This is a genomic window from Glycomyces sp. NPDC048151 (assembly GCF_043202775.1).
In the GTDB taxonomy this organism is placed as follows: Bacteria; Actinomycetota; Actinomycetes; order Mycobacteriales; family Micromonosporaceae; genus Glycomyces.
This window is the reverse complement of record NZ_JBIDBB010000012.1, coordinates 58,036-80,462: the sequence shown is the minus strand read 5'-3', so window position 1 is coordinate 80,462 and position 22,427 is coordinate 58,036. Positions and strand designations below refer to the sequence as shown.

Annotated in this window: 21 protein-coding genes; 15 read left to right on the top strand and 6 right to left on the bottom strand. The window is 70.5% G+C overall.

The annotated features are described in order from the left end of the window. Positions 1-85: 85 nt before the first annotated feature. Complete coding sequence (locus ACGGCP_RS25375; RefSeq protein WP_392970970.1) at positions 86-1,801, bottom strand: carbohydrate-binding protein; 1,716 nt, start codon at positions 1,799-1,801, stop codon at positions 86-88. A 206-nt stretch (positions 1,802-2,007) separates the two neighbouring features. Between ACGGCP_RS25375 and ACGGCP_RS25370 the strand changes: the two genes are divergently transcribed. From ACGGCP_RS25370 to ACGGCP_RS25345, 6 genes are all read left to right on the top strand, one after another. After that, on the top strand, positions 2,008-3,036 hold the full coding sequence (locus ACGGCP_RS25370) for a LacI family DNA-binding transcriptional regulator (RefSeq protein ID WP_392970967.1): 1,029 nt from the start codon (positions 2,008-2,010) through the stop codon (positions 3,034-3,036). 43 nt (positions 3,037-3,079) lie between these two features. Next, complete coding sequence (locus ACGGCP_RS25365) at positions 3,080-4,327, top strand: extracellular solute-binding protein (RefSeq protein ID WP_392970964.1); 1,248 nt, start codon at positions 3,080-3,082, stop codon at positions 4,325-4,327. A gap of 12 nt (positions 4,328-4,339) precedes the next feature. Then, positions 4,340-5,317 carry a carbohydrate ABC transporter permease gene (locus ACGGCP_RS25360; RefSeq protein WP_392970961.1) on the top strand — a complete coding sequence of 326 codons (978 nt, stop codon included), beginning with the start codon at positions 4,340-4,342 and terminating at the stop codon, positions 5,315-5,317. Next, positions 5,314-6,126, top strand: a complete 813-nt coding sequence (locus tag ACGGCP_RS25355) for a carbohydrate ABC transporter permease (RefSeq protein WP_392970958.1) — start codon at positions 5,314-5,316, stop codon at positions 6,124-6,126. The genes ACGGCP_RS25360 and ACGGCP_RS25355 overlap by 4 nt, the downstream gene beginning before the upstream one ends. Positions 6,127-6,130: 4 nt before the next feature. Further along, positions 6,131-8,032, top strand: coding sequence for a glycoside hydrolase family 127 protein (locus tag ACGGCP_RS25350; RefSeq protein WP_392970955.1), 1,902 nt, complete (start codon positions 6,131-6,133; stop codon positions 8,030-8,032). An 832-nt stretch (positions 8,033-8,864) separates the two neighbouring features. Continuing rightward, positions 8,865-9,482, top strand: a complete 618-nt coding sequence (locus ACGGCP_RS25345) for a hypothetical protein (protein ID WP_392970952.1) — start codon at positions 8,865-8,867, stop codon at positions 9,480-9,482. Here ACGGCP_RS25345 and ACGGCP_RS25340 read toward each other — a convergent pair whose 3' ends face one another. Further along, entirely contained in the window at positions 9,483-9,905 is a 423-nt protein-coding gene (locus tag ACGGCP_RS25340) for a winged helix-turn-helix transcriptional regulator (protein ID WP_392970949.1), read from the bottom strand. Positions 9,906-9,988: 83 nt separating this feature from the next. Between ACGGCP_RS25340 and ACGGCP_RS25335 the strand changes: the two genes are divergently transcribed. Genes ACGGCP_RS25335 through ACGGCP_RS25325 form a run of 3 tightly spaced genes read left to right on the top strand, consistent with a single transcriptional unit; the run spans position 9,989 to position 12,411 of the window. After that, positions 9,989-10,897, top strand: coding sequence for an NmrA family NAD(P)-binding protein (locus ACGGCP_RS25335; RefSeq protein ID WP_392970946.1), 909 nt, complete (start codon positions 9,989-9,991; stop codon positions 10,895-10,897). A 50-nt stretch (positions 10,898-10,947) separates the two neighbouring features. Continuing rightward, positions 10,948-11,805 carry an N-acyl homoserine lactonase family protein gene (locus ACGGCP_RS25330; RefSeq protein ID WP_392970943.1) on the top strand — a complete coding sequence of 286 codons (858 nt, stop codon included), beginning with the start codon at positions 10,948-10,950 and terminating at the stop codon, positions 11,803-11,805. A gap of 42 nt (positions 11,806-11,847) precedes the next feature. Next, the gene (locus ACGGCP_RS25325) at positions 11,848-12,411 is read left to right on the top strand and encodes a DUF4291 domain-containing protein (protein WP_392970940.1); all 564 of its coding nucleotides are present in this window, start codon (positions 11,848-11,850) and stop codon (positions 12,409-12,411) included. Between the two features lie 132 nt (positions 12,412-12,543). On the opposite strand, the gene ACGGCP_RS25320 is transcribed toward ACGGCP_RS25325, so the two are convergent. The 3 genes from ACGGCP_RS25320 to ACGGCP_RS25310 form a co-directional block, all read right to left on the bottom strand. Beyond that, the gene (locus tag ACGGCP_RS25320; protein WP_392970937.1) at positions 12,544-12,999 is read right to left on the bottom strand and encodes a hypothetical protein; all 456 of its coding nucleotides are present in this window, start codon (positions 12,997-12,999) and stop codon (positions 12,544-12,546) included. A gap of 86 nt (positions 13,000-13,085) precedes the next feature. Further along, positions 13,086-13,910 carry an ABC transporter permease gene (locus ACGGCP_RS25315; protein WP_392970934.1) on the bottom strand — a complete coding sequence of 275 codons (825 nt, stop codon included), beginning with the start codon at positions 13,908-13,910 and terminating at the stop codon, positions 13,086-13,088. Beyond that, positions 13,907-14,827 (bottom strand): ATP-binding cassette domain-containing protein, encoded by a 921-nt coding sequence (locus ACGGCP_RS25310; protein WP_392970931.1) that lies wholly within the window; start codon positions 14,825-14,827, stop codon positions 13,907-13,909. The genes ACGGCP_RS25315 and ACGGCP_RS25310 overlap by 4 nt, the downstream gene beginning before the upstream one ends. 144 nt (positions 14,828-14,971) lie before the next feature. On the opposite strand from ACGGCP_RS25310, the gene ACGGCP_RS25305 reads away from it, so the two are divergent. From ACGGCP_RS25305 to ACGGCP_RS25290, 4 genes are read left to right on the top strand one after another with little or no spacing between them, the layout of a single operon-like run. After that, positions 14,972-16,168, top strand: a complete 1,197-nt coding sequence (locus ACGGCP_RS25305; protein WP_392970928.1) for a sensor histidine kinase — start codon at positions 14,972-14,974, stop codon at positions 16,166-16,168. Next, positions 16,165-16,842, top strand: coding sequence for a response regulator (locus ACGGCP_RS25300; RefSeq protein ID WP_392970925.1), 678 nt, complete (start codon positions 16,165-16,167; stop codon positions 16,840-16,842). Before ACGGCP_RS25305 ends, ACGGCP_RS25300 begins: the two co-directional genes overlap by 4 nt. 49 nt (positions 16,843-16,891) lie before the next feature. Next, entirely contained in the window at positions 16,892-17,677 is a 786-nt protein-coding gene (locus ACGGCP_RS25295; RefSeq protein WP_392970922.1) for a DeoR/GlpR family DNA-binding transcription regulator, read from the top strand. A 41-nt stretch (positions 17,678-17,718) separates the two neighbouring features. Beyond that, a complete protein-coding gene (locus ACGGCP_RS25290) occupies positions 17,719-18,372 on the top strand; it encodes an NUDIX domain-containing protein (protein WP_392970919.1) in 654 nt (217 codons plus the stop codon). Between the two features lie 45 nt (positions 18,373-18,417). Here ACGGCP_RS25290 and ACGGCP_RS25285 read toward each other — a convergent pair whose 3' ends face one another. Then, complete coding sequence (locus tag ACGGCP_RS25285; RefSeq protein ID WP_392970916.1) at positions 18,418-19,815, bottom strand: MFS transporter; 1,398 nt, start codon at positions 19,813-19,815, stop codon at positions 18,418-18,420. A 121-nt stretch (positions 19,816-19,936) separates the two neighbouring features. Between ACGGCP_RS25285 and ACGGCP_RS25280 the strand changes: the two genes are divergently transcribed. Both ACGGCP_RS25280 and ACGGCP_RS25275 read left to right on the top strand, forming a co-directional pair. Beyond that, the gene (locus ACGGCP_RS25280; RefSeq protein ID WP_392970913.1) at positions 19,937-20,854 is read left to right on the top strand and encodes a LysR family transcriptional regulator; all 918 of its coding nucleotides are present in this window, start codon (positions 19,937-19,939) and stop codon (positions 20,852-20,854) included. Between the two features lie 84 nt (positions 20,855-20,938). Next, the gene (locus ACGGCP_RS25275) at positions 20,939-22,315 is read left to right on the top strand and encodes an alpha/beta hydrolase family protein (RefSeq protein WP_392970911.1); all 1,377 of its coding nucleotides are present in this window, start codon (positions 20,939-20,941) and stop codon (positions 22,313-22,315) included. Positions 22,316-22,427 lie beyond the last annotated feature (112 nt).

Sequence of the window (22,427 nt, the reverse complement as noted above, 5' to 3'; positions counted from 1 at the left end):
AGTTTTGCCGACGACCCTACCAACCGAGGTCCACGCGAGCAGCCGGGCCGCGTCGCAGACGCGGCCCGGCTTCGTGTGTGCGCCTTTAGGTCAGCTTGATGTTGTCGAGTTCGGCGTAACCCGTGCCGCCCGAGAAGTACGGGGAGCCCTTGGCCAGGCGGATCACGTTGTAGCCAGCCTTCAGATTGACGGTGACGTTCACCGTGCCGAACTGCGCCCAGCCCGCCGTCGGCGGATAGGTCACTGTGGACCAGGCGCTGCCGTTGTAGGCGAGGCCGTGCGTCGAGTTCGCGCCCGTTCCGTTGGCGTAGCGGATGGTCATCGTGTACGAGCGGGCGGTCGGCACGTTCACCGTGAAGTCTACGAAGGACTGTGAGCGCATGTCGGCCGAGCCGTCGATCTGGCCCACGTAGTAACCGTTCGAGGCGTTCCCCGACCCGAACGTGTTGGCGTTGACCACGGTCTGGTTCTCCGCCTCGTACACCTGCTGCCAGGACGTGGTCGGGCCGCCCACAGGCGTGACGACGAGCTGGTACGCCGCCTCGGCGTCCATGTTGTTGACCGGCACCGAGATCGCGCCGTTCGACACCGTCATCGTCGTGGTCGAGATCGTCGTCGGCGCGGTCACGGCCGTGTGCCTGCCGGAGCCGGGGGTCGACAGGAGCTGGACCTGCACCTGCGAACCGAAGCCGCTGAGTCCCTCGACGCGCACCGTGTTGTTGCCGTAGTCGCCGCCGAAGACCGTGTTCACGATCTTGCGGGTCGAGTCGTACGAGGCGACGCCGTCGAGCCAGGACTGCGGCGTGGTCTCCACGATGTTGCCCGTCATCGCGCCGTACCAGCGGTACAGCCAGTACGAGGCGGTCGGCTGGTTCTGCAGCGTGAACAGCCCGTCGAACGTCCCGGCCTCGAACCAGTACGCCCGGTGCGCCTCGCGGGCGCCGTGCCGCTCCAGCACCGCCATCCAGTGCAGCGCGACCGACGGGATGTCCATCTGGTTGAAGCTGTTGTACTCGTTGATCGCGATCGGGCGGTCCGAGATGCCCAGGGAGTCCTCGATAGCGCGGTAGTCGGCGACGTGGTCGTCGAAGTTGTTCCAGTCCATGTCCGTCAGCTCGTGCCACACGATGACGTCGGGGACCGTGTTGGTGGCCTTGGCGTGCGTGAGGAACGAGACCATCCGGTCGTGGCTGTAGTACGAGTCGCTCGGGCCGACGATCGGCGTCACCGGGTCGATCGAGTCGACGAGCTTGTACGTGCGCGCCCAGCCCTCGTTCCACGACCCCGCCTCCGAGGTCTGCCAGGTCCAGTCCGGCTCGTTCCACAGCTCCCAGCCGCGGATGTTCGTCATGTCGGTCTCGGCGAGCCGCGCGTTGACCATGGTGCGGACCTTCGACTCCCAGTCGCCCCAGCCCTGCCAGTCGTACGGGAACGTCGGGTAGATGTCGGGCATGCGGATGAACTGCTGCGCGCCCGCCCGCACGAGGTTGTCGCCCACGTCGAGCGAGTCGCAGCACGGCTCGGTCGCGCCGTTGCCCAGGTGGGTCGTGCCCGGCGCGGGCTGCGTGAAGCTGGTCGGGTTGAGCGGCAGCAGCATCGCGGTGGTCGGCTGCGAGTCCGAGCCGACGCCGTAGAGGCCGCCCGAGGCGACCTGCGTGGCCGGGCGCACGACGTCGGCGACGTTCACCGTGAGCGTGAGCCCCGCGGCCTGGGACGGGACCGCGCTCCCGGCTATGACGGCGCCGAGCGCGAAGGCGATGACGCCCGCCCGCGTCGCCGCTTTCCTGAGGGTGGATTGCATGAGTGCTCCTAGTCGAAAGGTCGAACCGGTTCGACACGTCGATGGAGGTCTGACGCTAGTTTCGAACCCCGTTCGATGCAAGATCTTCGATATAACGAAGGGATATACACGGGAAACGTCCTCAGGTCTCACTTGCGTCCGCCGCGTCACGGGGTTATGCTCCGAACCGGTTCGACGATTCGCGTCGGGCTCGGAGGAGGCAGCACATGGTCAACATCGGCGACGTCGCCCGCGCCGCGGGCGTGGCCCGCTCGACCGCGTCGTACGCGATGACCGGCAAGCGCGCCGTCTCCGACGAAGTGCGGATGCGGGTCCGCCAGGCCGCCGCGGAACTCGGCTACACCCCCAACGCCGGAGCCCGGGCCCTCGCGACCTCCCGCTCCAACGTCATCGGGCTCCTCGCCCAGTTCCTCCCCGACGAGTTCGCGCCCGCGATGCTCCAGTACCTCCAGGGCGTCACCGACACCGCCCGCGACCTCGGCTACGACATCCTGCTCTGCTCCGAGGCGGACGGCCGCAGCGCGCTCAAGCGCATCACCGACTCCCGCATGGTCGACGGCGTCGTCCTCCTCAACGTCGCCGAAGACGACGACCGCCTGCCCGTGCTCCGCGCCGCCGCCCAGCCCGGCGCGCTCGTCGGCCTCCCGCGCGACTGCACCGGCGTCGACGTCTTCGACCTCGACTTCGAAGAGGCCGGCCGCGCCATGGTCGAACACCTCGCCCGCCTCGGCCACCGCGAGATCATCCTCGTCTCCCAGCCCGAGCACGTCGTCGAACGCGGCGGCGCCTACGTCTGGCGCCTCCAGAACGCCGCCGTCCAAGCCGCGAAAGCCAAGGGCGTCACCCTCCACACCGTGTTCGGCGCCGCCACCCAGCCCGACATCGGCCGCGACCTGGGCGCCCTCCTCGACGCCCACCCCGGCGCCACCGGCCTCCTCCTCAACAACGAGGCCGCCGCCGCCGCGCTCCCCACCGTCCTGCGCTCCCGCGACCTCGAGACGCCGCACGACCTCTCGGTCATCGGCCGCTACTCCGACGAGTTCGCGCGCACCTTCTCCCTGCCCTACTCGTCGATCGAGAGCGCCCCGGACCGGTTGGGCCGCATGGCCGTCCGCCAGCTCGTGCGCCGCATCGAAGGGCAGGTGCCCGACGGCGACCCGTACGTCGTGCGGTTCGTCAACCCAGAACTCGTCGACAGGGGCTCAACCGCCGCCCCTGCGGCGTCCCGGCAGTAAGTCCCATCCCTCACCGCAATTCCCGTTCAAGGAGGAACCAGAAATGCAAGCCCGCAAGCCCCTCTTCAAGGCCGCCGCCGCAGGCGTCGCCTGCGCCGCGCTGGCGTTCGCCACCGCCTGCTCGTCCGGCGGCACCACCGACCAGGACGCCGAGACCTTCACGTGGTGGGACCCGTACCCCCAGCACGCCGAGGACTCCGACTGGGCCAAGCGCGTCGCCGCCTGCGGCGACGCCGCCGGGGTGACCATCGAGCGCACGCCGTTCGACACCACCGCCCTCACCAACCAGGCGCTCCTGTCGGCGCAGGAGGGCACCAGCCCGGACGTCATCCTGCTCGACAACCCGGCCGTCTCGACGCTCGCCGACACCGGCATGCTGACCACAGTGGACGAACTCGGCCTCGACGTGTCGGGCGTCGACGAGAACCTGCTCGCCGCGGGCGTCGTCGACGACAAGACCTATGGCATCCCCGTGGGCGCCAACACGCTCGCGCTCTACTACAACGCCGACGTGCTCACCGCCGCCGGAGTCGACCCGGCCTCGGTCACCGACTGGGCCACGCTCACCGACGCGCTTGCGAAAGTTACCGGTAACGGCGCCAAGGGCATCACCTTCGCCGGCATCGGCACCGAAGAAGGCTCCTTCCAGTTCCTGCCCTGGTTCTGGGGCGCCGGAGCCGACCTCAAGCAGCTCGACTCGCCCGAAGCCGTCGCCGCCCTCGAACTGTGGACCGGCTGGCTCGACGCGGGCTACGCGCCCGACTCGGTGATCACCAACTCCCAGAACACCACCTGGGAGGAGTTCCTCACCGGCGAGTACGGCTTCGCCGTCAACGGCACCTGGCAGGTCAACAGCGCCGCCGAGGCCGGATTCGCCACCGGCGTCGTCCCGCTGCCCGCCCAGAACGGCGGCACCGCGCCCGCACCCACCGGCGGCGAGTTCATCGTCGCCCCCGTCCAGGCCGACACCGAGCGGTACGACACCACCCGCCAGATCGTGGAGTGCATGACCACCCCCGAGGGCTTCGTCGAGACCGCCACGACCTTCGCCTACTACATCCCGCCCACGGCCGACGGCCAGACCGCGCTGCTGGAGGCCCAGCCCGAGCTGCAGCCCTGGGTCGACGCCGTGCGCGGCGCCAAGGGCCGCACCAGCGACAACCTCGGCACCGACTACCCGATGATCTCCGAAGCGCTCTGGACCGCCGTCCAGAACGCCCTCTCCGGCTCGGCCACCCCGGCCGACGCCCTGGCCCAGGCGCAGACTGACGCCGCCGCGGCCACCGAATAAGACGGAGTCGCCATGACCACGACCTCGGTCACCCAGACCGGCCGTGCGTCCGGCACCGGTGCGGCGGGCCCAGGGCCCGCCGCACCCGGCCCGGGCGCCCGCCGCCGCAACGGCGCGTCGCGTTGGACCGCAATCGGATTCGCCGCGCCGCTCCTCGCCTACCTGCTCGTCTTCTACGCGTACCCGCTGTGGCGCAACATCGAGCTCAGCGTCCACGACTACACCGTGCGCGCCTTCGTCCAGGGCGACCCCGAATTCGCGGGCCTCAGCAAGTACGCGGAGGTCTTTGGGTCGGCGTCCTTCGGCACCGCCGTGCTCAACACGGCGCTGTTCACCGTCGTCTCCATCGCGTTCCAGTACGCGATCGGGCTCGCACTGGCGGTGTTCTTCCGCAACCACTTCCGGCTGTCGGGCGTCCTGCGCGCGCTGTTCCTCGTGCCGTGGCTCCTGCCGCTCATCGTCTCCTCGTCCACTTGGGCGTGGATGCTCAACAGCGAGAACGGGATCGTCAACTCCGTGATCGAGGCGTTCGGCGGCGAGCAGGTCAACTGGCTCACTTCGCCCGACACCGCGCTCACCGCCGTCATCATCGCCAACATCTGGCTCGGCATCCCGTTCAACCTCGTCATCCTCTACTCAGGACTCCAGCAGATCCCGCCGGAGACCTACGAGGCCGCGTCCCTGGACGGCGCGAACGCGCGTGAGCAGTTCTGGCACATCACGCTGCCGCTCCTGCGCCCCGTCTCCGCGATCACGCTGCTCCTCGGCTTCATCTACACGCTCAAAGTCGTCGACGTCATCTGGATCATGACCACCGGCGGGCCCGGCGACTCCTCGCTCACCCTCGCCGTGTGGTCGTACCGCGAAGCGTTCGGCACCGGGCAGCCCGACTTCTCGCCCGCCGCCGCGATCGGCAACCTGCTCATCGTCATCGCGCTCGTCTTCGGCTTCGTCCACCTGCGCATCCAGCGGAACGGAGAACGCCGATGACCGCCTCCAGGACCTGGTGGAAGACCGGCCTCGGGGTCGTCTTCACCGCGATCATGCTGTTCCCCGTCTACTGGATGGTGAACGTCTCGCTCACGCCGACGAACGAACTGCGCCAGACCAACTGGTTCCCCGTCCACCCGACGTTCGAGGGGTTCGAGTCCGCACTGGGGCAGCAGCTCCCGGCGCTCGGCACGAGCCTGGGCATCGGCCTGGGCTGCGTCCTGCTCACCGTCGTCATCGCCGCACCGGCCGGGTACGCGCTCGCGATCCTCAACCTGCGCGGCGGGAAGGCGCTCAACTTCCTGCTGCTGGTCGCGCAGATGATCCCCGCGGTCGTCATGGCCATGGGGTTCTACGCGATCTATGTGCGGCTGGGGATGCTGAACACGGTGTGGGGCCTCATCATCGCCGACTCGACCATCGCCGTCCCCTTCGGAGTGCTGCTCTACACGACGTTCATGGCGGGCATCCCCAAGGAGCTCATCCAGGCCGCCCGCGTCGACGGGGCCGGGGCCTGGGGCACGTTCACCAAGATCGTGCTGCCGGTGAGCCGCAACTCGACGCTCACCGTGTCGCTCTTCGCGTTCCTGTGGGCGTGGTCGGACTTCATCTTCGCCTCGACCCTCAGCCGCTCCAGCGAGTACGTGCCGATCACCCTCGGGATCTACCAGTACATCGGCAACAACACGACACAGTGGAACGCGATCATGGCCACCGCCGTCGTCGCGTCGCTCCCCGCGGCGATCCTCCTGGTCGTCGCCCAACGATATGTGGCCGCCGGCGTGACCGCCGGGGCCGTGAAGGACTGAACCAGTGCGAGAAGACATCGTCCCCGTCGACCCGCCCGGCGGCCTGCGGGGGCTCGGCCTCGGCGAGTTCCGGCTCGACGGCGGATTCTGGGGCGGCCTCCAGGCCGTCAACACCGCCGCCACGCTCCAGCACTGTCTGGAGTGGATGGAGCGCCTCGGCTGGATCGCGAACTTCGACCGCGTCGCGCAGGGCGGCACGGGCGGCGAGCGGCCCGGCTGGCAGTTCTCCGACTCGGAGATCTACAAGCTCATGGAGGCCCTGGCCTGGGAGCACGGGCGGACGGGTTCGAGCTGGGCCGATGAGGTCTTCACGGCGCTGACCGAACGCGTGGCCGCCGCGCAGGACGACGACGGCTACCTCAACACCTGCTACGGCCATGCAGGGCAGGCGGAACGGTACAGCGACCTGTCGTCCGGGCACGAGCTGTACTGCACCGGGCACCTCCTGCAGGCCGCCGTCGCGCGGGTCCGGACGGTCGGCGAGGACAAGCTGGTCGAGGTGGCGAGGCGTGCGGCGGACGAAGTCTGCCGCACCTTCGGCGCCGATGGGCGGGACGGCATCTGCGGACACCCCGAGATCGAGGTCGGCCTGGCCGAACTGGGCCGCGCGCTGGGCGAACCCCGCTACACCGAGCAGGCGCGGCTCTTCATCGAACGGCGCGGGCGGGGTACGTTGAAGCCCGTCACGCTGCTCGACTCCTCCTATTTCCAGGACGACATTCCGGTCCGCGAAGCCGACGCCTGGCGCGGGCACGCGGTGCGGGCGCTCTACCTGGCCGCCGGAGCGGTCGACGTCGCGATCGACACTGACGACTCCGATCTGCTCAAGGCCGTTGAGCACCAATGGAAGCGAAGCGTCGAGCGGCGTACCTACCTCACCGGCGGCATGGGCTCGCGCCACCAGGACGAGGGCTTCGGCGAGGACTGGGAGCTCCCGCCGGACCGCGCCTACTGTGAGACCTGTGCGGGCATCGCCTCGAACATGGTCTCGTGGCGGCTCTACCTCGCGACGGGCGAAGTGCGCTACGCCGACCTCATGGAACGCACCTTCTACAACGTCATCGCCGCGTCCCCGGCTGAGGACGGGAAGGCCTTCTTCTACGCCAACCCGCTCCACCAGCGCAGCGCCGCAGCGGATGTCCGCCCCAACGAGGTCAACCCCCGCGCCGAAGGCGGGGTCCGCGCCCCCTGGTTCGACGTCTCCTGCTGCCCGACCAACCTCGCCCGCACTCTCGCGAGCTGGCAGGCCTACGCCGCCTCCGTCGAAGGCCACCGGATCTCGCTGCTCCAGTACGCCAACGGCGACATGCGGATCGAGACGGGCGACGGAACCTTGGCCCTGCGCATCACCACCGAGTACCCGCACGACGGAACCATCCGCATCGAAGTCCTGGAAGCTCCCGGCACTCCCGTCGAACTCCGCCTCCGCATCCCGCACTGGGCCGAAGGCGCGAGCCTCGCCAACGAGTCGGCGGCCTACGCGGTCGAACCCGGCTGGGCCGAGGTCCGAGACCCGTTGAAGGTCGGCCGAGTCATCGAACTCAGCCTCCCTGTGGAGCCCCGGTTCACCTGGCCCGACGAGCGCATCGACGCCGTAAGGGCTTGCGTCGCAGTCGAACGCGGCCCACTTGTCCTGTGCGCCGAATCGACCGACCTCCCCGAAGGACACGCGATCGAAACCCTCCGCGTCGACCCCGCACACCCGCCCCGCTTCGAGTCAGATGGAGCGGTGGTCCGAGCATCCTCGGCCCCCGCACCTGCCTCCCCGAACCCTGGTCTCCCGTACCGGTCGACGTTGCGGCGGATGAACTCCTCTGTCGAACCGACAGAACTCCGGCTCATCCCGTATCACCGCTGGGCCCAGCGAGGCAGCGTGACAATGCGCGTCTTCCTCCCCACGGCGTAGCGATCTTGCGGGCCATCCGCAGCGTGCGTTGCCGGTGGCAGGGTCCTTGATCACCCGGCCGGGCACCGCAGTTTGCGCTGGCGGTGGTGTCGCCATGAACGTCGGTTGCTGCCCGGCCAGGTCCTCTATTGCCTGGTCGGGTATCGCCGCCAACGCTGGCGGGTCTTGCTTGACTCGCGAATGCCTCCGAGTGAGGCAACGCCTACTGGCGGGGTGATCCCTTCCAGGAAACCGTCCACCCAGTCACGGCCCGTCGAGAGCCGGACAGCTGCGGTCCGATAGCACGGGGATGAGATCAGCGCCCCCAACTGGGGGAGAACCCTCGCTTACCGGGTCGCAGCCTCGGAACAAGTCGGTTTGTCGGATCGGCCAGAGGCTTGGCTTAGTCTGCTTGCACCTACCCCGTCACCTGTACGAATTCCTTGTCCCTGTACGTACCTCAATTGTCCCCCGAACAGCCCCGGACTGTCATCACCCACACGTGTGCAAACAACTCACGTTCCGCCCAGGAATCACTGCGCCGCAAGGGAACAGAAGAGCACCGACCCACGCGGTCGGGAGTGTCGCGCCCCGCCCACAAACCGGCCCGAGGCCACCGTCCGGCCTCGCCCGGTCGCTACCTCTTCGTCGCTGCCCGCTTGAACCCGAGCGAGATCGATCTGCGACAGCGACAGCGACTGCGTCGCCTGCCGAAGTGACGAGGCCTTGGTTGGTCCGAGGCCGGATCGCTCAGGCGTGCTGCGGCGGCGGGCGACCCTTGGCCGACCCCTTGGCCAAGGGTCGCCCGATCGCGTGTCCCGCGGAGTGGCGGCCGCTCCAATAGGATCGGCACATGCCCCTCCCGCCCCCCGAAGGTCCTGGCGCACCCCCTGTCCAGGAACCGGAATACGGCCGGATCCTGTTCAATCCAGGCATCTTCGCCTTCGTGGCCTCGGCGCTGTTCCTGGCGGCCCCTGTCCTCACCATCCTCGGAAACGCCCCTGCTGCCGTGGTCTTCATGGGAGTCACGATCGGGGTCCTCGCGGTGGCGATGCACTTGAGGATCATCTGCGGCATTCCCGTGATCGAGACAGACGCGGACGGCATCACGCTGCGCTCGGGCGTTGGCAGCAGCCGGATCTTCGTGCGGTGGGAGGACGCGAACGGCGTGGTCATCTGGCACAACATGACCGGTGGCGAGCGGACCACGATGGTCGCCATCAGCACGGCAGACGACTTCACGTACGACAACTATGGCCTGTTCCCACCGGTCCGCCCGTACCGGGCCACGCCGCACTCGAAGGTGAAGCCGCGCTTGCGGTCATGGTCTATCAGCGCAGGCGTGACCAGCAGTCATCGCATCGCGAAGCTCGTCAACGCCAGCGGCAAGGGCGTTCCGGTCGTCGAGGAGCTTCCTCAAGGCGGCCTCTGGAATCACTCCGGCCCCCAATGGGGTTCTGAAGGCCGCTGATCAGGCGCGCTCCGGCGATTCGTGGTCGGCGTCCCAGGACTCGCGGGCTGCCGCGATCTCGGACTTGTGGTCGCGGGACCAGTCGGCGAGGCCGGTGATCATTCCGGCGAGGCTGCGGCCCATGGGCGTGAGCCGGTAGTCGACCTGCGGCGGGATCGTCGGGTGGACAGTCCGCTCGACGAGGCCGTCGCGCCAGAGGCGCTTCGTGGTCAGCGTCAGCATCCGCTGCGAGATCCCGGGGATCGCCCGCTCGAGCTCGCGGAAGCGGCGCACGCCCTTCGCGAGCTCGACGACGACGAGGACGGTCCACCTGTCGCCCAAGCGGTCGAGCACGTCCCGGATCCCGCAGTCGTCATCGCCACAGGGCCCCAGAGCGGCAGGGTTCTTAGCCTGGGCGCTTACCGCCGTGTTCGTGGCAGACACCGAAGTGCCTCCTTTCGGATTCCGCGTTCGCGTGCCGATAATCGGACCGCACTCGGAACCCTACAAGGCAAGGAACCCTCACCATGATTCTCGTGACCGGCGTATCGGGCGGACTCGGCGGCCTCGTGCTCGACGGACTGAAAGCCGTGGACGACGTCGAGGTCGTGCCGGGCACGCGCCAAGGCGACGGCGTCACTGCGCGCCGCATCGACTTCGACGACCCCGCGTCCCTCGCGGAGGGCTTCAAGGGCGTCGACGTCCTGGTTCTCATCTCCGCCGGGTACGCCGAGGACGACATCGTGCTTGCGCGCCACGGGGCCGCGGCCGACGCCGCGGCCGCCGCAGGCGTGAAGCACGTGATCTACACGAGCCTCGCGGCCTCCGGCGAGCGCATGACCATCGCGCTGCCCCACCGCTGGACCGAGGACCGCCTTGCCAAGGGCCCCTTCGATGTCACGATCCTGCGCAACGGCCTCTACGCGGAGGTCCCGGTCGGCCTGGCCGTCGCCGGTGCGGCGTCCGCCGCCGAGACCGGCGTGTTCGCCGCCCCGTTCGGCGACGGACGGATCTCGGTGGTCGCCAAGGAGGACCTGGCGGACGTCGCGGTCCGCGTCGCGGCCGAGTCGGACCGCGACCTGGCGGCGGGCGGCCGGAGCCGCCACGCAGGCAAGACCTACGAGCTCGAAGGCCCCGAAGCGATCGGCGGCAAGGCGATCGCGGAAGCCCTCACCGAGGCGCTCGGCCGCGAAGTCGAGTACCGGGACGTCTCCATCACCGACGCCAGGGAAGGCCTGCAAGGAAGCGGACTCCTGCCCTACCAGGTCACTCACACGCTCTCGATCTTCGCGAACATCAAGGCCGGATGGTCCGAGGCGGCGCGCACGGACCTCGTCGCGCTCCTGCCGACCGAGCCTCGGCCGGTCCAGGGCGGCATCGCGGCAGCGGTGGCCGCAGGCGGGTACCGGTCCCAGTCGGTGAACCCGGCGGGGTGAACCGGCCACGCTGAGTAGGCTGCGGGGCAACCCCTTTCGCATGGAGCGCCATGAACCCGCAGCATCCCGTCCGCCGCGTCTCGGTCCTCAGCACCGGGTCGGTCTCGATTCATCCCGAGCATGTCGGGCCGACATGGAAGAACAGCTACTTCTGGCTGTTCACGTCGACGCGGTGGACGGCGCCCCGGCCGGTGAACGTCTTCGTCGTCGAGCACCGGGACGGCCTGGTGCTGTTCGACACCGGGCAGGACCGGGGCGCGGTCACCGATCCCGGGTACTTCCCGTCCGGCCCGTCCGGACTGATCTACTCGCGGATCGCCCGGTCCGACATCGGCGAGGACGAGACGCTGCCGGGCCAGCTGGCGAGACTGGGCTACCAGGTCGCGGACATCGACAAGGCCGTCATCTCCCACCTGCACCACGACCACATCGGCGGCCTGCGGGAGCTCGGCCATGCCGAGATCCTCATCAGCCGCGCAGAGCTGGAATCCATCGACCGGCCGCTGCCCGAGACGCGCGGGCTGCTGCCGCGCCACATCGACCTGCCTGGGCTGCAATGGCATCCGGTCGACTTCACACCCCTCGACGACCCCGAACTGGAGCCGTTCACCACCGGCTTCGACCTCTTCGGGGACGGCGCGCTGACGCTGCTGCCGACTCCCGGGCACACGCCCGGTTCGCTGTCGATGCTCGTGCGCGGCCCGGGACGGCCGCTGCTCATGGTCGGCGACCTCACCTACGACGCCGACCTGCTCGCCGCCGGGAAGCTGCCCGGGATCGGCGACAAGCGCCAGATGGCCAGGGCCGCAGCCGATGTCAACGCCCTGCGCGAACGCCTCCCCGGCCTCACGGTCCTCGCCGCCCACGACCCCGGCGCGGCCGCGCTGCTCGAACGCGCACTCGCCTAAAAGGATTGCCTTCGCGGCGACGGCGGTGACACGCTGCGGGGCATGGACTCCCAGTACGACATCCGCGCCGACTTCGACGCCCGCACCATCGTCGTCTACCAGGCGTACTCGCCCGCGATCGCCGACGCCGCGCTGCGGGCCGGGCGGTTCACCGCGCCGTTCTCGTTCAACCGGATGACGTGGATCAAGCCGTCGTTCCTGTGGCTCATGCACCGCAGCAACTGGGCCCGCAAGTCCGGGCAGGAGCGGATCCTCGCTGTCCGCATGACCCGCGACGGCTGGGAGGAGGCGATCGCGAACAGCGCGCTCACCACCGGCGACCCGGCCGCGCTCGCGAAGGCCGCAGTGCACGTCCAGTGGGACCCCGAGCGGTCGGCGCGCGGGGCCGCGCTCAACCACTACAGCATCCAGGTCGGCATCGGCCGCCACCTCATCCGCACGTTCGTCGAGGAGTGGGTCGTCGAGCTGACCGACCTGACACCGCAGGTCCGCAAGGCCGCCGACCAGATCCAGAAGGGCGGGGCCGCGAAGGCCCAACGACTGCTGCCGCCCGAGCGCCGCTACCCGCTGCCGCCGGAGCTGGTGCGCCGCATCCGACCGGCCTGACCGTCAGCGGCGACGCCGCAGGCCCGCCCGTTCGGGTCGGGGCCGTAGGCGGGAGCGCCGTGTCGTTCCAGCCGAAGGAGCCGTAGCGAGGACCCCGACCGCCTTGCGGGCTGCGAATCGAGTACGAGCGCGCTACGCCTCACCAGCCGCGAGGCGGTACCGCTCGAGGGTCTCGACCGCCTCGCGAAGCGACCTGGGGTGGCCGAACCAGCGGAGGCATTTCAGGGCGCTGGGGCGGTGGCTGCCTGTGGCCGTTCGGATCTCGACCTCCCAGGTGTGGGCGTCGCCGCCGACCTCGATCGCTGTGATGTCGTTCCAGGCCACCCGGATCTCGCCCGCGCTCTGGACGAAGGTGACGCCCTCGGCGTCGAGGATCATCCTGCAGCGCAGGCCGAACGCGTTGCCGACGGCGGCCGCGACGATCACGACGTACAGGCAGCCGCCCAGCAGGGTCTCGACGACGCCTTCGTCGTTGCCCGCCATGACCAGGTAGACCGGCACGGCGACCGAGAAGTAGCCGAGCAGGACCACGGCCAGGAGCTTCCGGCCGACGGCGGCGCGGCACCGCAGGGTGCGAGGTTCGTTCACGGGCAGAGCCTAAGGGCCCGACGTGAACAGGAGGGGACGCCGAAGCCGCCGACCGCGATGCGCGGTCGGCGGCTTCTGCCCCCTTGCTAGACGTCGGAGCGCTTGATGCGCCAGGCGGCCGCGCCGATCGTCGCGGCGATGTAGCCGCCGAACACGGCCAGTCCGGCCGCGGGCGAGAGCGTGCCTTCCGCCTGCGTCACCGCGGTGAACGCGTTGCCCGCCTCGGACGGCAGGTACTGCACGACCTCGCTCCAGCTGTCCGGCACCAGCAGCGCGGCCACCATGGCCAGCAGGAACATGACGCCGAACAGGGTCGTGATCGCGCCGGGCGTGGAGCGCATGAGGGCGCCGAGCCCGAGGCCGAGGAGGCCCGAGCCGGTGAGCAGGCCCGCGGTGCCGATCACGGCGCGGGCGACGCCCGGGTCGGACCAGGACGCGCCGCCGTCGCCGATGATGGCCTGGCCCGCGGTGAACACGATCGCCGAGGCGGCGAGCGCGACGGTGAAGACCACGGCGGTGAAGACCGCGATCTTGGCCCACAGCACCGGCAGCCGCTTCGGGACGGCCGCGACGGAGGAGCGGATCATGCCCGTCGAGTACTCGCCCGCGGTGAGCAGCACGCCGAGCGTGCCGAACGCGAGGATCGCGAAGTTGGTGCCGGTGAGGCTGGCGCCGACCGGGTCCGTGGGCTCGTTGCCGGGAGGGCCGCCCGGGTCGGAGCCGTCGCCGAACATCGACGAGGCGAGCAGGCCGAACCCGACGAGCAGGAGGACGGAGACGACGAGGGTGATCCAGGTGGAGCGCACGGACCAGAACTTGATCCACTCGCTCTTGACGACGCGGGCCTGGTTGACCCGCTTGCGGGGCCGGGCGGCGCGGGCCGTGGCCGGTTCGAGGATTGCCGTGGTCATCGTGCTTCTCCGATCAGGGTGGACTGGTATTCGACGGCGTCCTTGGTGAGCTCCATGAAGGCCTCCTCCAGGGAGGGGCGGACGACGGTGAGCTCGTGGACGGCGATGCCCGCCGCGGCGGCGCGGTCGCCGATGTCCTCGGCGCTCATGCCGGTGACCTCGAACAGGCCCCGGTCGACGCTGAGGACCGTGGTTCCGGGCCCGGCGATGAGGTCGTGGAGCGCGCTCGCGTGGGGCGAGCGGACCCGGACGCTCTCGTTGGCGGCGTTCTCGATGAAGCCGCTCACCGAGGTGTCGGCGATCATGCGGCCCTTGCCGATCACGATGAGGTGCTCGGCCGTGAGCGCCATTTCGCTCATGAGGTGTGAAGAGACGAACACGGTGCGTCCTTGTGAAGCGAGATCACGCATCAGGTTGCGGATCCACAGCACACCCTCGGGATCAAGGCCGTTCGTCGGCTCGTCGAGGATGACGACGTCGGGGTCGCCCAGGAGCGCCGAGGCGATCCCGAGTCGCTGGCCCATGCCGAGCGAGAAGCCGCCGACCCGCTTGCGGGCCACCTGGTGGAGGCCGACGATGTCGATGACCTCGTCGACGCGGGACTTCGGGATGCCGGTGGTCGCGGCCAGGGCGTGCAGGTGCCGGTACGCGCTGCGTCCAGTGTGGACGGCCTTCGCGTCGAGCAGCGCGCCCGCCTGGTGGAGCGGGTCCGGGTGGTCCTCGTACGGCCGGCCGTTGACGGTGGCGGTGCCGGAGGTCGGCCGGTCGAGGCCGAGGATCATCCGCATGGTGGTGGACTTCCCGGCGCCGTTCGGGCCGAGGAAGCCGGTGACGATGCCGGGCTTGACGGTGAAGGTGAGACCGTCGACGGCGGTCTTGTCGCCGTAGCGCTTGGTGAGGTCGTGTACTTCGATCATGCGGTCAAGTCTCGGATCCGGGGCCTGTAATCGTCGTCCTCCGACGGCGGGCCGTCGCCCTACTGCGGTTGCGGTACCTTCGCGGCCAGCGGTTACTGCGCGCGGACGATGACCTGCGCGTACGCGTCCGGATACGATTCCGCCATGGCATGGGGGAAGGCACGGGCGTGGCGGCAGCGGCACGCGACGCTCATCGACACGGTCTTCGCGGTCGCGCTCGTCGGGCTGTTCTTCGCCGGCTACTTCCTCGGCGACGACGAGGGCGGGCACGGCCCCCGCCCCGACCAGGTCGACTTCCCCGCCGCGGTCCACGTCATCGCTGGCATCACGGCGCTCGCCTGCCTCTCGCTGCGGCGGCGCTGGCCCGAGCGGCTGCTCATCGCCGACACGATCGTCCTGATCGGCATCTTCGCGGCCACTGGGAACCGCTACCCGCTGCTGCTGCTCACCTGGTTCTTCGTCGGGTACACGTTCGCGCGGCGCACGAACCGGCGCCGGGCGTGGCTGGTCGCGGGTGCCAGCATCGCGGCCATGTTCCTCGCCGCCGGACTGTTCGGCGACGAAGGCTGGCTGTCGCCCAGCACCCTCGGCTCCGCCGCCTGGTCGATCGCGATCATCGCGATCGCCGACGCGACCCGCAGCCGCCGCGCCTACATCGACGAGGTCGAGGAGCGCGCCCGCCGGGCTGAGGAGACCCGCGAAGAGGAGGCCCGCCGACGCGTCGCCGAGGAGCGGCTGCGGATCGCCCGTGAACTGCACGACGTTGTGGCCCACCACATCGCGGTCATCAACGTCCAGGCCGGCGCGGCCGCGCACGTGCTGGAGACGCGCCCTGAGGCGGTCGGCCCGGCGCTGGTCCACATCCGCCGCGCGGCCGACACGGTCATGCAGGAGCTCGCCGCGGTGGTCGGCGTGCTGCGCAGCCCCGAGGAGCCCGGCGACGACAAGCCGACCGAGCCGACGCGCGGCCTCGCCCGGCTCGCCGACCTCCTCGACTCCTTCGCGGCCGCCGGGCTGCAGGTCGAGCACCGGCAGAGCGGCACCGCGCGCGACCTGCCAGCGGTGGTCGACCTGGCCGCGTACCGGATCGTGCAGGAGTCGCTGACGAACGCGCAGAAGTACGGGACGGGCCGCGCCGACCTCGCCATCGCGTACGGGCCGGAGTCGGTGCAGATCGACGTCGGCAACGCCATAGGCAAGGGCGCCAACGCGACCGGTTCGGGCTACGGGCTGGTGGGCATGCGCGAGCGGGCCGCCGCGACCGGCGGTACCGTCACTGCGGGGATCGTGGACGGCCGCTTCGCCGTGCACGCCGAACTGCCCGCGAAGGAGACGCCGTGACCATCCGAGTCCTGCTGGCCGACGACCAGGCGCTCATCCGCGCGGGCTTCGCCATGATCATCGGCTCCGAACCCGACCTCGAAGTGGTCGGCGAGGCGGTCAACGGCCGCGAGGCGGTCGAGCTCGCCCGCTCCGAACGCGCCGACGTGGTGCTCATGGACATCCGCATGCCCGAGGTCGACGGCATCGAGGCGACGAAGCGGATCGCCGCCGACGACGACCTCGCGGGCGTGCGCATCCTCGTCCTCACGACGTTCGAGAACGACGACAACGTGGTCCTGGCCCTGCGCGCGGGCGCGAGCGGCTTCCTCGGCAAGGGCGTCGAGCCCGCTGACCTGGTGCGCGCCATCCGCGTCGTCGCCTCCGGCGAGGCCCTCCTGTCGCCGAAGGCGACGCGCGGCATGATCGGCCGCTTCCTCAGCCAGAACGAGCCCGGCCCGCTCCCGAGCCCCGAACCGCTTGCGGCCCTGACCGAACGCGAACGCGAGGTCCTCGCGCTGGCCGCTCACGGCCTGTCGAACGACGACATCGCCGCGAAGCTCTACCTCTCCCCGCTGACCGCGAAGACGCACGTCAACCGGGCGATGACGAAGCTCGGCGTCCGCGACCGCGCCCAACTCGTGGTCATCGCATACCAGACCGGCCTGGTCAGGCCGGGGGACCCGCTCCCGTAGTTCGAACATCACATTGTTCGTTTGAACATCAGTCTGTTAAGTTCGGGGCATGGGTACCGCCGACCGCCTCGACCTGACGCTGCGCCTGGTGCAGGGCGCCGACCGCGTCTCCGTCGCCGAGCTCGCGCAGCGCCTCGGCGTCTCCGAGATGACCGTGCGCCGCGACCTCGACGAACTCGAGCAGCGCGGCTTCGTGCGCCGCGTGCGCGGCGGTGCCGTCGCCAACCGAACGCTGGACGAGGACGACGGGTACGCCGTGCGCGCGTCCTGGCAGGCGGCGACGAAGGACCGGCTCGGCGCGCAGGCCGCCGCCCTCATCGAGCCCGGGTCGCGGGTGCTGCTCGACGCCGGGACGACGACGGTGCACGTCGCCGAGCACCTGGCCGCGCGCGGCCCGCTCACCGTCGCCGCCCTCAGCCTCCAGGCCGCCGTGGCGCTGGCCGACAAGCCCGGCATCGAACTGCTCGTCGTCGGCGGCCGCTCCCGGCCGGGCGAACGGTCGCTCGTCGGCCCGCTCGCGTTGCGCACCTTGGCGTCCCTGACCTTCGACACCTTCATCATGTCCATCGGCGGCGTCCACGCCGACCACGGCTGGTCGGAGTTCTCGCTGGACGACGCCGCCGTCAAACAGGTCGGCCTCGACCAGTCCGCCCGCACCGTCGCGGTCGCGGACGCCACCAAGCTCGGCGTGCGCGCCTTCAGCCGCGTCGCCCCGCTCGAAGCGGTGCACGAGTTCGTCACCGACGCAGCCGCGGGCGACGACGCCACGCACCCGGGCGGCCCGCCCACGCTGCGCGCGCTCCGTGAATCGGGCGTCGAAACCCATCTCGTCTAAGGAGTCACCATGACCATCGCACTCACGACCGGGGCGACCCGATGACCGCGGGCGTCGACACTCCCGACCGGCGCGGGCGCACCGGCCTCGACCGGCAGGGCCGCGACCTCGACGGCAATGCGCGCGTGCGCATCCGCGACGTCGAACTGCTCTCCAGCGACTGGTACGTCCTGCGCAAGACCACCTTCGACTACCAGCACAGCGACGGGCACTGGAGCCAGGAGCAGCGCGAGACCTACGACCGCGGCGACGGCGCGACCCTCCTGCTGTACGACGAAAGCCGCCGCACGGTCCTGCTCACCAGGCAGTTCCGTCTGCCCGCCTACGTCAACGGCCACCCCGACGGGATGCTCCTGGAGACCGCCGCCGGGCTCCTGGACGACGACGACCCCGAGACCGCGATCCGCCGCGAGGCCGCCGAGGAGACCGGGTGCCGGGTCGGCGAGGTCCAGCCCGTCTTCGCCGTCTACATGAGCCCCGGCTCGGTCACCGAACGCGTGCACTTCTTCGCCGCGCCCTACGAGGCCGCACCGGAAGACCGCTCGCACGGCATCGCCGCCGAAGGCGAGGACATCACCGTCGTCGAGCTGCCGTTCGACAAGGCCCGCAGCATGATCCGCACCGGCGAGATCGCCGATGCGAAGACCGTCATGCTCCTGCAGTGGGCCGCCCTCGACGGGCCGTTCGCCCGCTGAACGGCGCGAACCGGCCGCGGCTCCGCAGCCGCGGCCGGTCCGTGTTCAGGCGTTCGCGAGCTCCGGTTCCCGCTGCGCCGCAGCGGCCTTCCCGCGGAGGTTGAACGCGCCGATGACCACCGCGATCACCGCCGCCGCCAGCGGCACCAGGAACGCCGCCCGGTAGCCGTCGAGCAGCGCGCCCGGCTCGCCCGAAGCGGTGGCCGCGACGTTGACGGCCGCGACGCCCGCGAGTCCGAGGGCCGCGCCGAACTGGAACGAGGTGTACAGCAGCCCGCCTGCGAGCCCCTGCTCCGACTCGTCGATCCCGTTGGTGGCGATGATGGTCAGCGGCCCGTACGCCAGCGTGAACGCCAGGCCCATCGCGACCAGGCTCGGCAGCATCCCGACGTAGGACGTGTCCGCCCCGGCGGTCTGGAAGAGCCCGAACGCGAGCGCCGCGAACGCCAGCCCGGCGAGCAGCACCTTCGCGTTCCCGAAGCGCCGCACCAGTTTCGGCGTCACAGTCGGCGCGAGCGCCACGTCGATGCCGATGACGAGCATCGCCAGGGACGCTTCGATGGTCGACCAGCCGCGCAGCTCCTGCAGGTACAGCACGACCAGGAACTGGAAGCCGAAGAACCCGGCCATGAACAACATCCCGATCAGGTTGGCCCGCAACAGGGATCCGGACTTGAGGATGCCGAGCCGCACCAGCGGGGCTGGGTGGCGCTTCTCGACCGCCGCGAAGACCGCGAACAGCGCGATACTCGCCGCGACCGTCCCGACCGTCCACTCCAGACTGACATGCGAAGCGCGTTCGACGCCGAGCACGAGCAGCACCACGGCCGCGGTGATGGTCAGGCCGCCGAGGAGGTCGAAGCGCTGGCCGTCCCGCTCCGGCCGCGCCGCCTTCGGGATGAGCAGCACGGCCGCGACCAGCAGCACCAGCGACAGGCCCACCGGCATGAAGAACACCCAGCGCCAGTCGAGCGCCGTGAGCAGGCCGCCGATGACCATGCCGAGCGTGAACCCGCCAGCGCCGATCGCGCCGTAGACCATGAGCGCGCGGTCGCGCTTGGGGCCCTCCTCGAACCCGGTCGTGATGATCGACAGCCCGGCGGGCGTCATGAACGCGGCGGCCAGGCCGGTGATGAACCGGGCCGCGATGAGCGTCGCGCCGTTCTCGGCGAGCCCGCCGAGCCCGGAGAACAGCAGGAACACCAGGAGCGCGGCCAGGAACACGCGGCGGCGGCCCAGGATGTCGGCGGCGCGCCCGCCCAGCAGCATGAAGCCGCCGTAGCCGAGCACGTACGCGCTCACGACCCACTGCAGCGACCCGGTCGAGAGGCCGAGGTCGGTGCGGATCGAGGGCAGGGCGATGTTGAGCATGGCGATGTCGATGCCCTCCAGGAAGATCGCTCCTGAAAGGACGAGCAGCACACCCCATTCACGGGCTTTCACAGTTGACTCCTTGGGAATCGGTGGTTTCCTCAGCCCGGCAATCATCGATCCGCCCGCGTCCGGGAACAACGGCGAAGAACGCAACGTTCGGTAATTCAGGCTTACCGATTCGGAGGAACCCGTGGAACGCGACGAGCTCGAATGCTTTCTCATCCTCGCCGAGGAGCTGCACTTCGGCCGCACCGCGACGAGGATGCGCCTCTCGCGCGCCCGCGTCTCACAGCTGGTGCAGCGTCTCGAACGCCGCCTCGGCGCGCCCCTGTTCGAGCGCACCAGCCGCAGCGTCGCCCTCACCGAGCTGGGCGCGCGCTTCCGCGAGGAGGTCGAGCCGCACCACCGCGCGATCGAACGCGCCCTCGCCCGCACCGCCGCGGCCGCGCGCGGCATCGGCGGGACCCTCCGCGTCGGCTTCGCCGACTCGCTCACCGGCGAGATCGCGATCCGCGCGGCCGACGACCTCCGCGCGGCCTATCCCGAACTGGCCGTGGAGATCTGCGAGATGTCGTACACCGATCCGTTCGCGCAGCTGCGCGACCGCTACTACGACGTGCAGTTCATGGAGCTCCCTGTACGCGAGGACGACCTCGGGAAGGGCCCGACCCTGCTCAGCGAGGCCGGCGTCCTGGCCGTCCCCGTGAGCCACCCGTTCGCGTCCCGGCCCTGGCTGACCATGGACGACCTCGCCGAGACCGCGCTCCTCCAGATCGAAGGCGACGTCCCCGACTACCGCCGCCCGCCCCGGCGCACCCCCGGCGGCCGCCCGATCCCCGCCGGGCCCGGCACCACCAGCCTCCAGGAGGCGTTGATGCTCGTCGCGGCGGGCAAGGGCGCCATGCTCACCGGCGCCCACACTGCCGTCCACCAGCCCCGGCCCGGCATCGCGTACGTGCAGGTCATCGACGCGCCGCAGGTCCGCTACGGCCTGGCCTGGCGCGCCGACGAGCGCACCGCCGCCGTCGAGGCCTACGCCGCCCGCGTCGACGCCGTGATCGAGGCGCGCGACCAGCTGGAGGTGCCGCGCGACCTCGCCGCCGCCTGAGATCGGCCGAAAGGCGGAGGCCCCGGGACGGAATTCGACCTGACGGCGGAAGCGCCGACCCCCGCACGCGGGCACGATCGAGCGGTGACCGAACCGATCCCCGGACTCAGCCTGTCTCCCTTGGAGATCCTGGCCGTCCTCGGCGCGCTCGCCGTCGTCCTCGCCCGCTGGCTCCCGTACCGCAGGGCCTTCCTGCTCAACGGCGCGGCCACGGTCGCGGTCGCCGGGGTCGCGCTCGCGGCGACCGGGCTGCGCTGGCAGCTGTACCCGGTCGTCGCGGTGACCGCGATCGTCCTGGTCGTCGCCGTGGCGCGACGCGGCCGCGGCCGGATGCGGCGGCGGTTCGCGGTTCCGGCCACGGCGGCCGCCCTGCTCGTCCTCGCAGCGGTGCCCGTGGCGGCCTGGGCGCTGCCGGTGCCGGTTTACCCCGAGCCCACGGGGGAGTACGCGGTCGGCACCGCCGTCCACCAGTGGACGGACGCGACCCGCCCCGAGCCGTTCACCGCCGACCCCGACGACCACCGCACTGTGGTCGTCCAGCTCTGGTACCCCGCCGAGGTCCCGCCGGGCGCGGCGACCGCGATCGCGGGCAGGGCCGACCTCGAAGAGTCCCAAGCGGTCACCGACGCCTCTGCCGACCTCTTCGGCATCCCCGCGTTCCTCCTCGCCGACGCCGCCGCGGCCCCCTCGCACGCCGTCTTCGACGCGCCGGCCGCCCCCGGGGACTTCCCGGTCGTCGTCTTCTCACCCGGTCTGAACGCGACCCGCACCGCCAACACCGTCCTCGCCGAGGAGTGGGCCAGCCGCGGGTACGCCGTCGCCACGGTCGACCACCCCTACGACGCCGCGGTCGCCTTCATCGACGGCGCGCCCGTCTACTCGCGGAACACCCTCACCTCCGACGACGAAGCCGAGATCGCAGCGATCAACCGCGCCAACATCGCGACCCGCAGCGCCGACCTGAGCTTCGTGCTCACGCAGCTCAAGACGATCGGGCACGTCGACACCGCGCGCGCGGCCGTCGCGGGCCACTCCCGGGGCGCGGTCGCGGCCCTCGCCGCGCTCGCCGCCGACACCCGCTTCGACGCGGCCGTCCACATCGACGGCGGCCTCGAACCGACCCTGCCGCCCGGGCCCTTCTCCCAACCGGCCCTGTCGATCACGAGCCCAATCAGTGCCGCCGACAACCCCGACTACATCCCGAACCTCGAAGCGGCCCTGGCTCTCGGCCCCGCCGACACCTACCGCCTCGAACTCCCCGAAGCCGGGCACTTCTCGTTCACGGACGCCGCCCTCTTCTTCCCGCCCGTCCCCTCGGCCGTCGGCACCATCGGCCGCACCGAGGGCCTCGAACGCACCTCCGACGCCACCGCGCTCTTCCTCGACTCGGTCCTGCGCGACCGCCCGGCGGACCTCCCCGCCGAGCTCAAGGCATACGGGGACCTCGCGCTCTACGGCTGACCCGCTGCGCCGCCGCCCGATTCGCGAAGAACGCGCATTGACTTCATATTGATTGAAATCTATACTTTCTCTCGTGTGAGCGCTACCACACCTGGCTCACGTACCGAAAGGG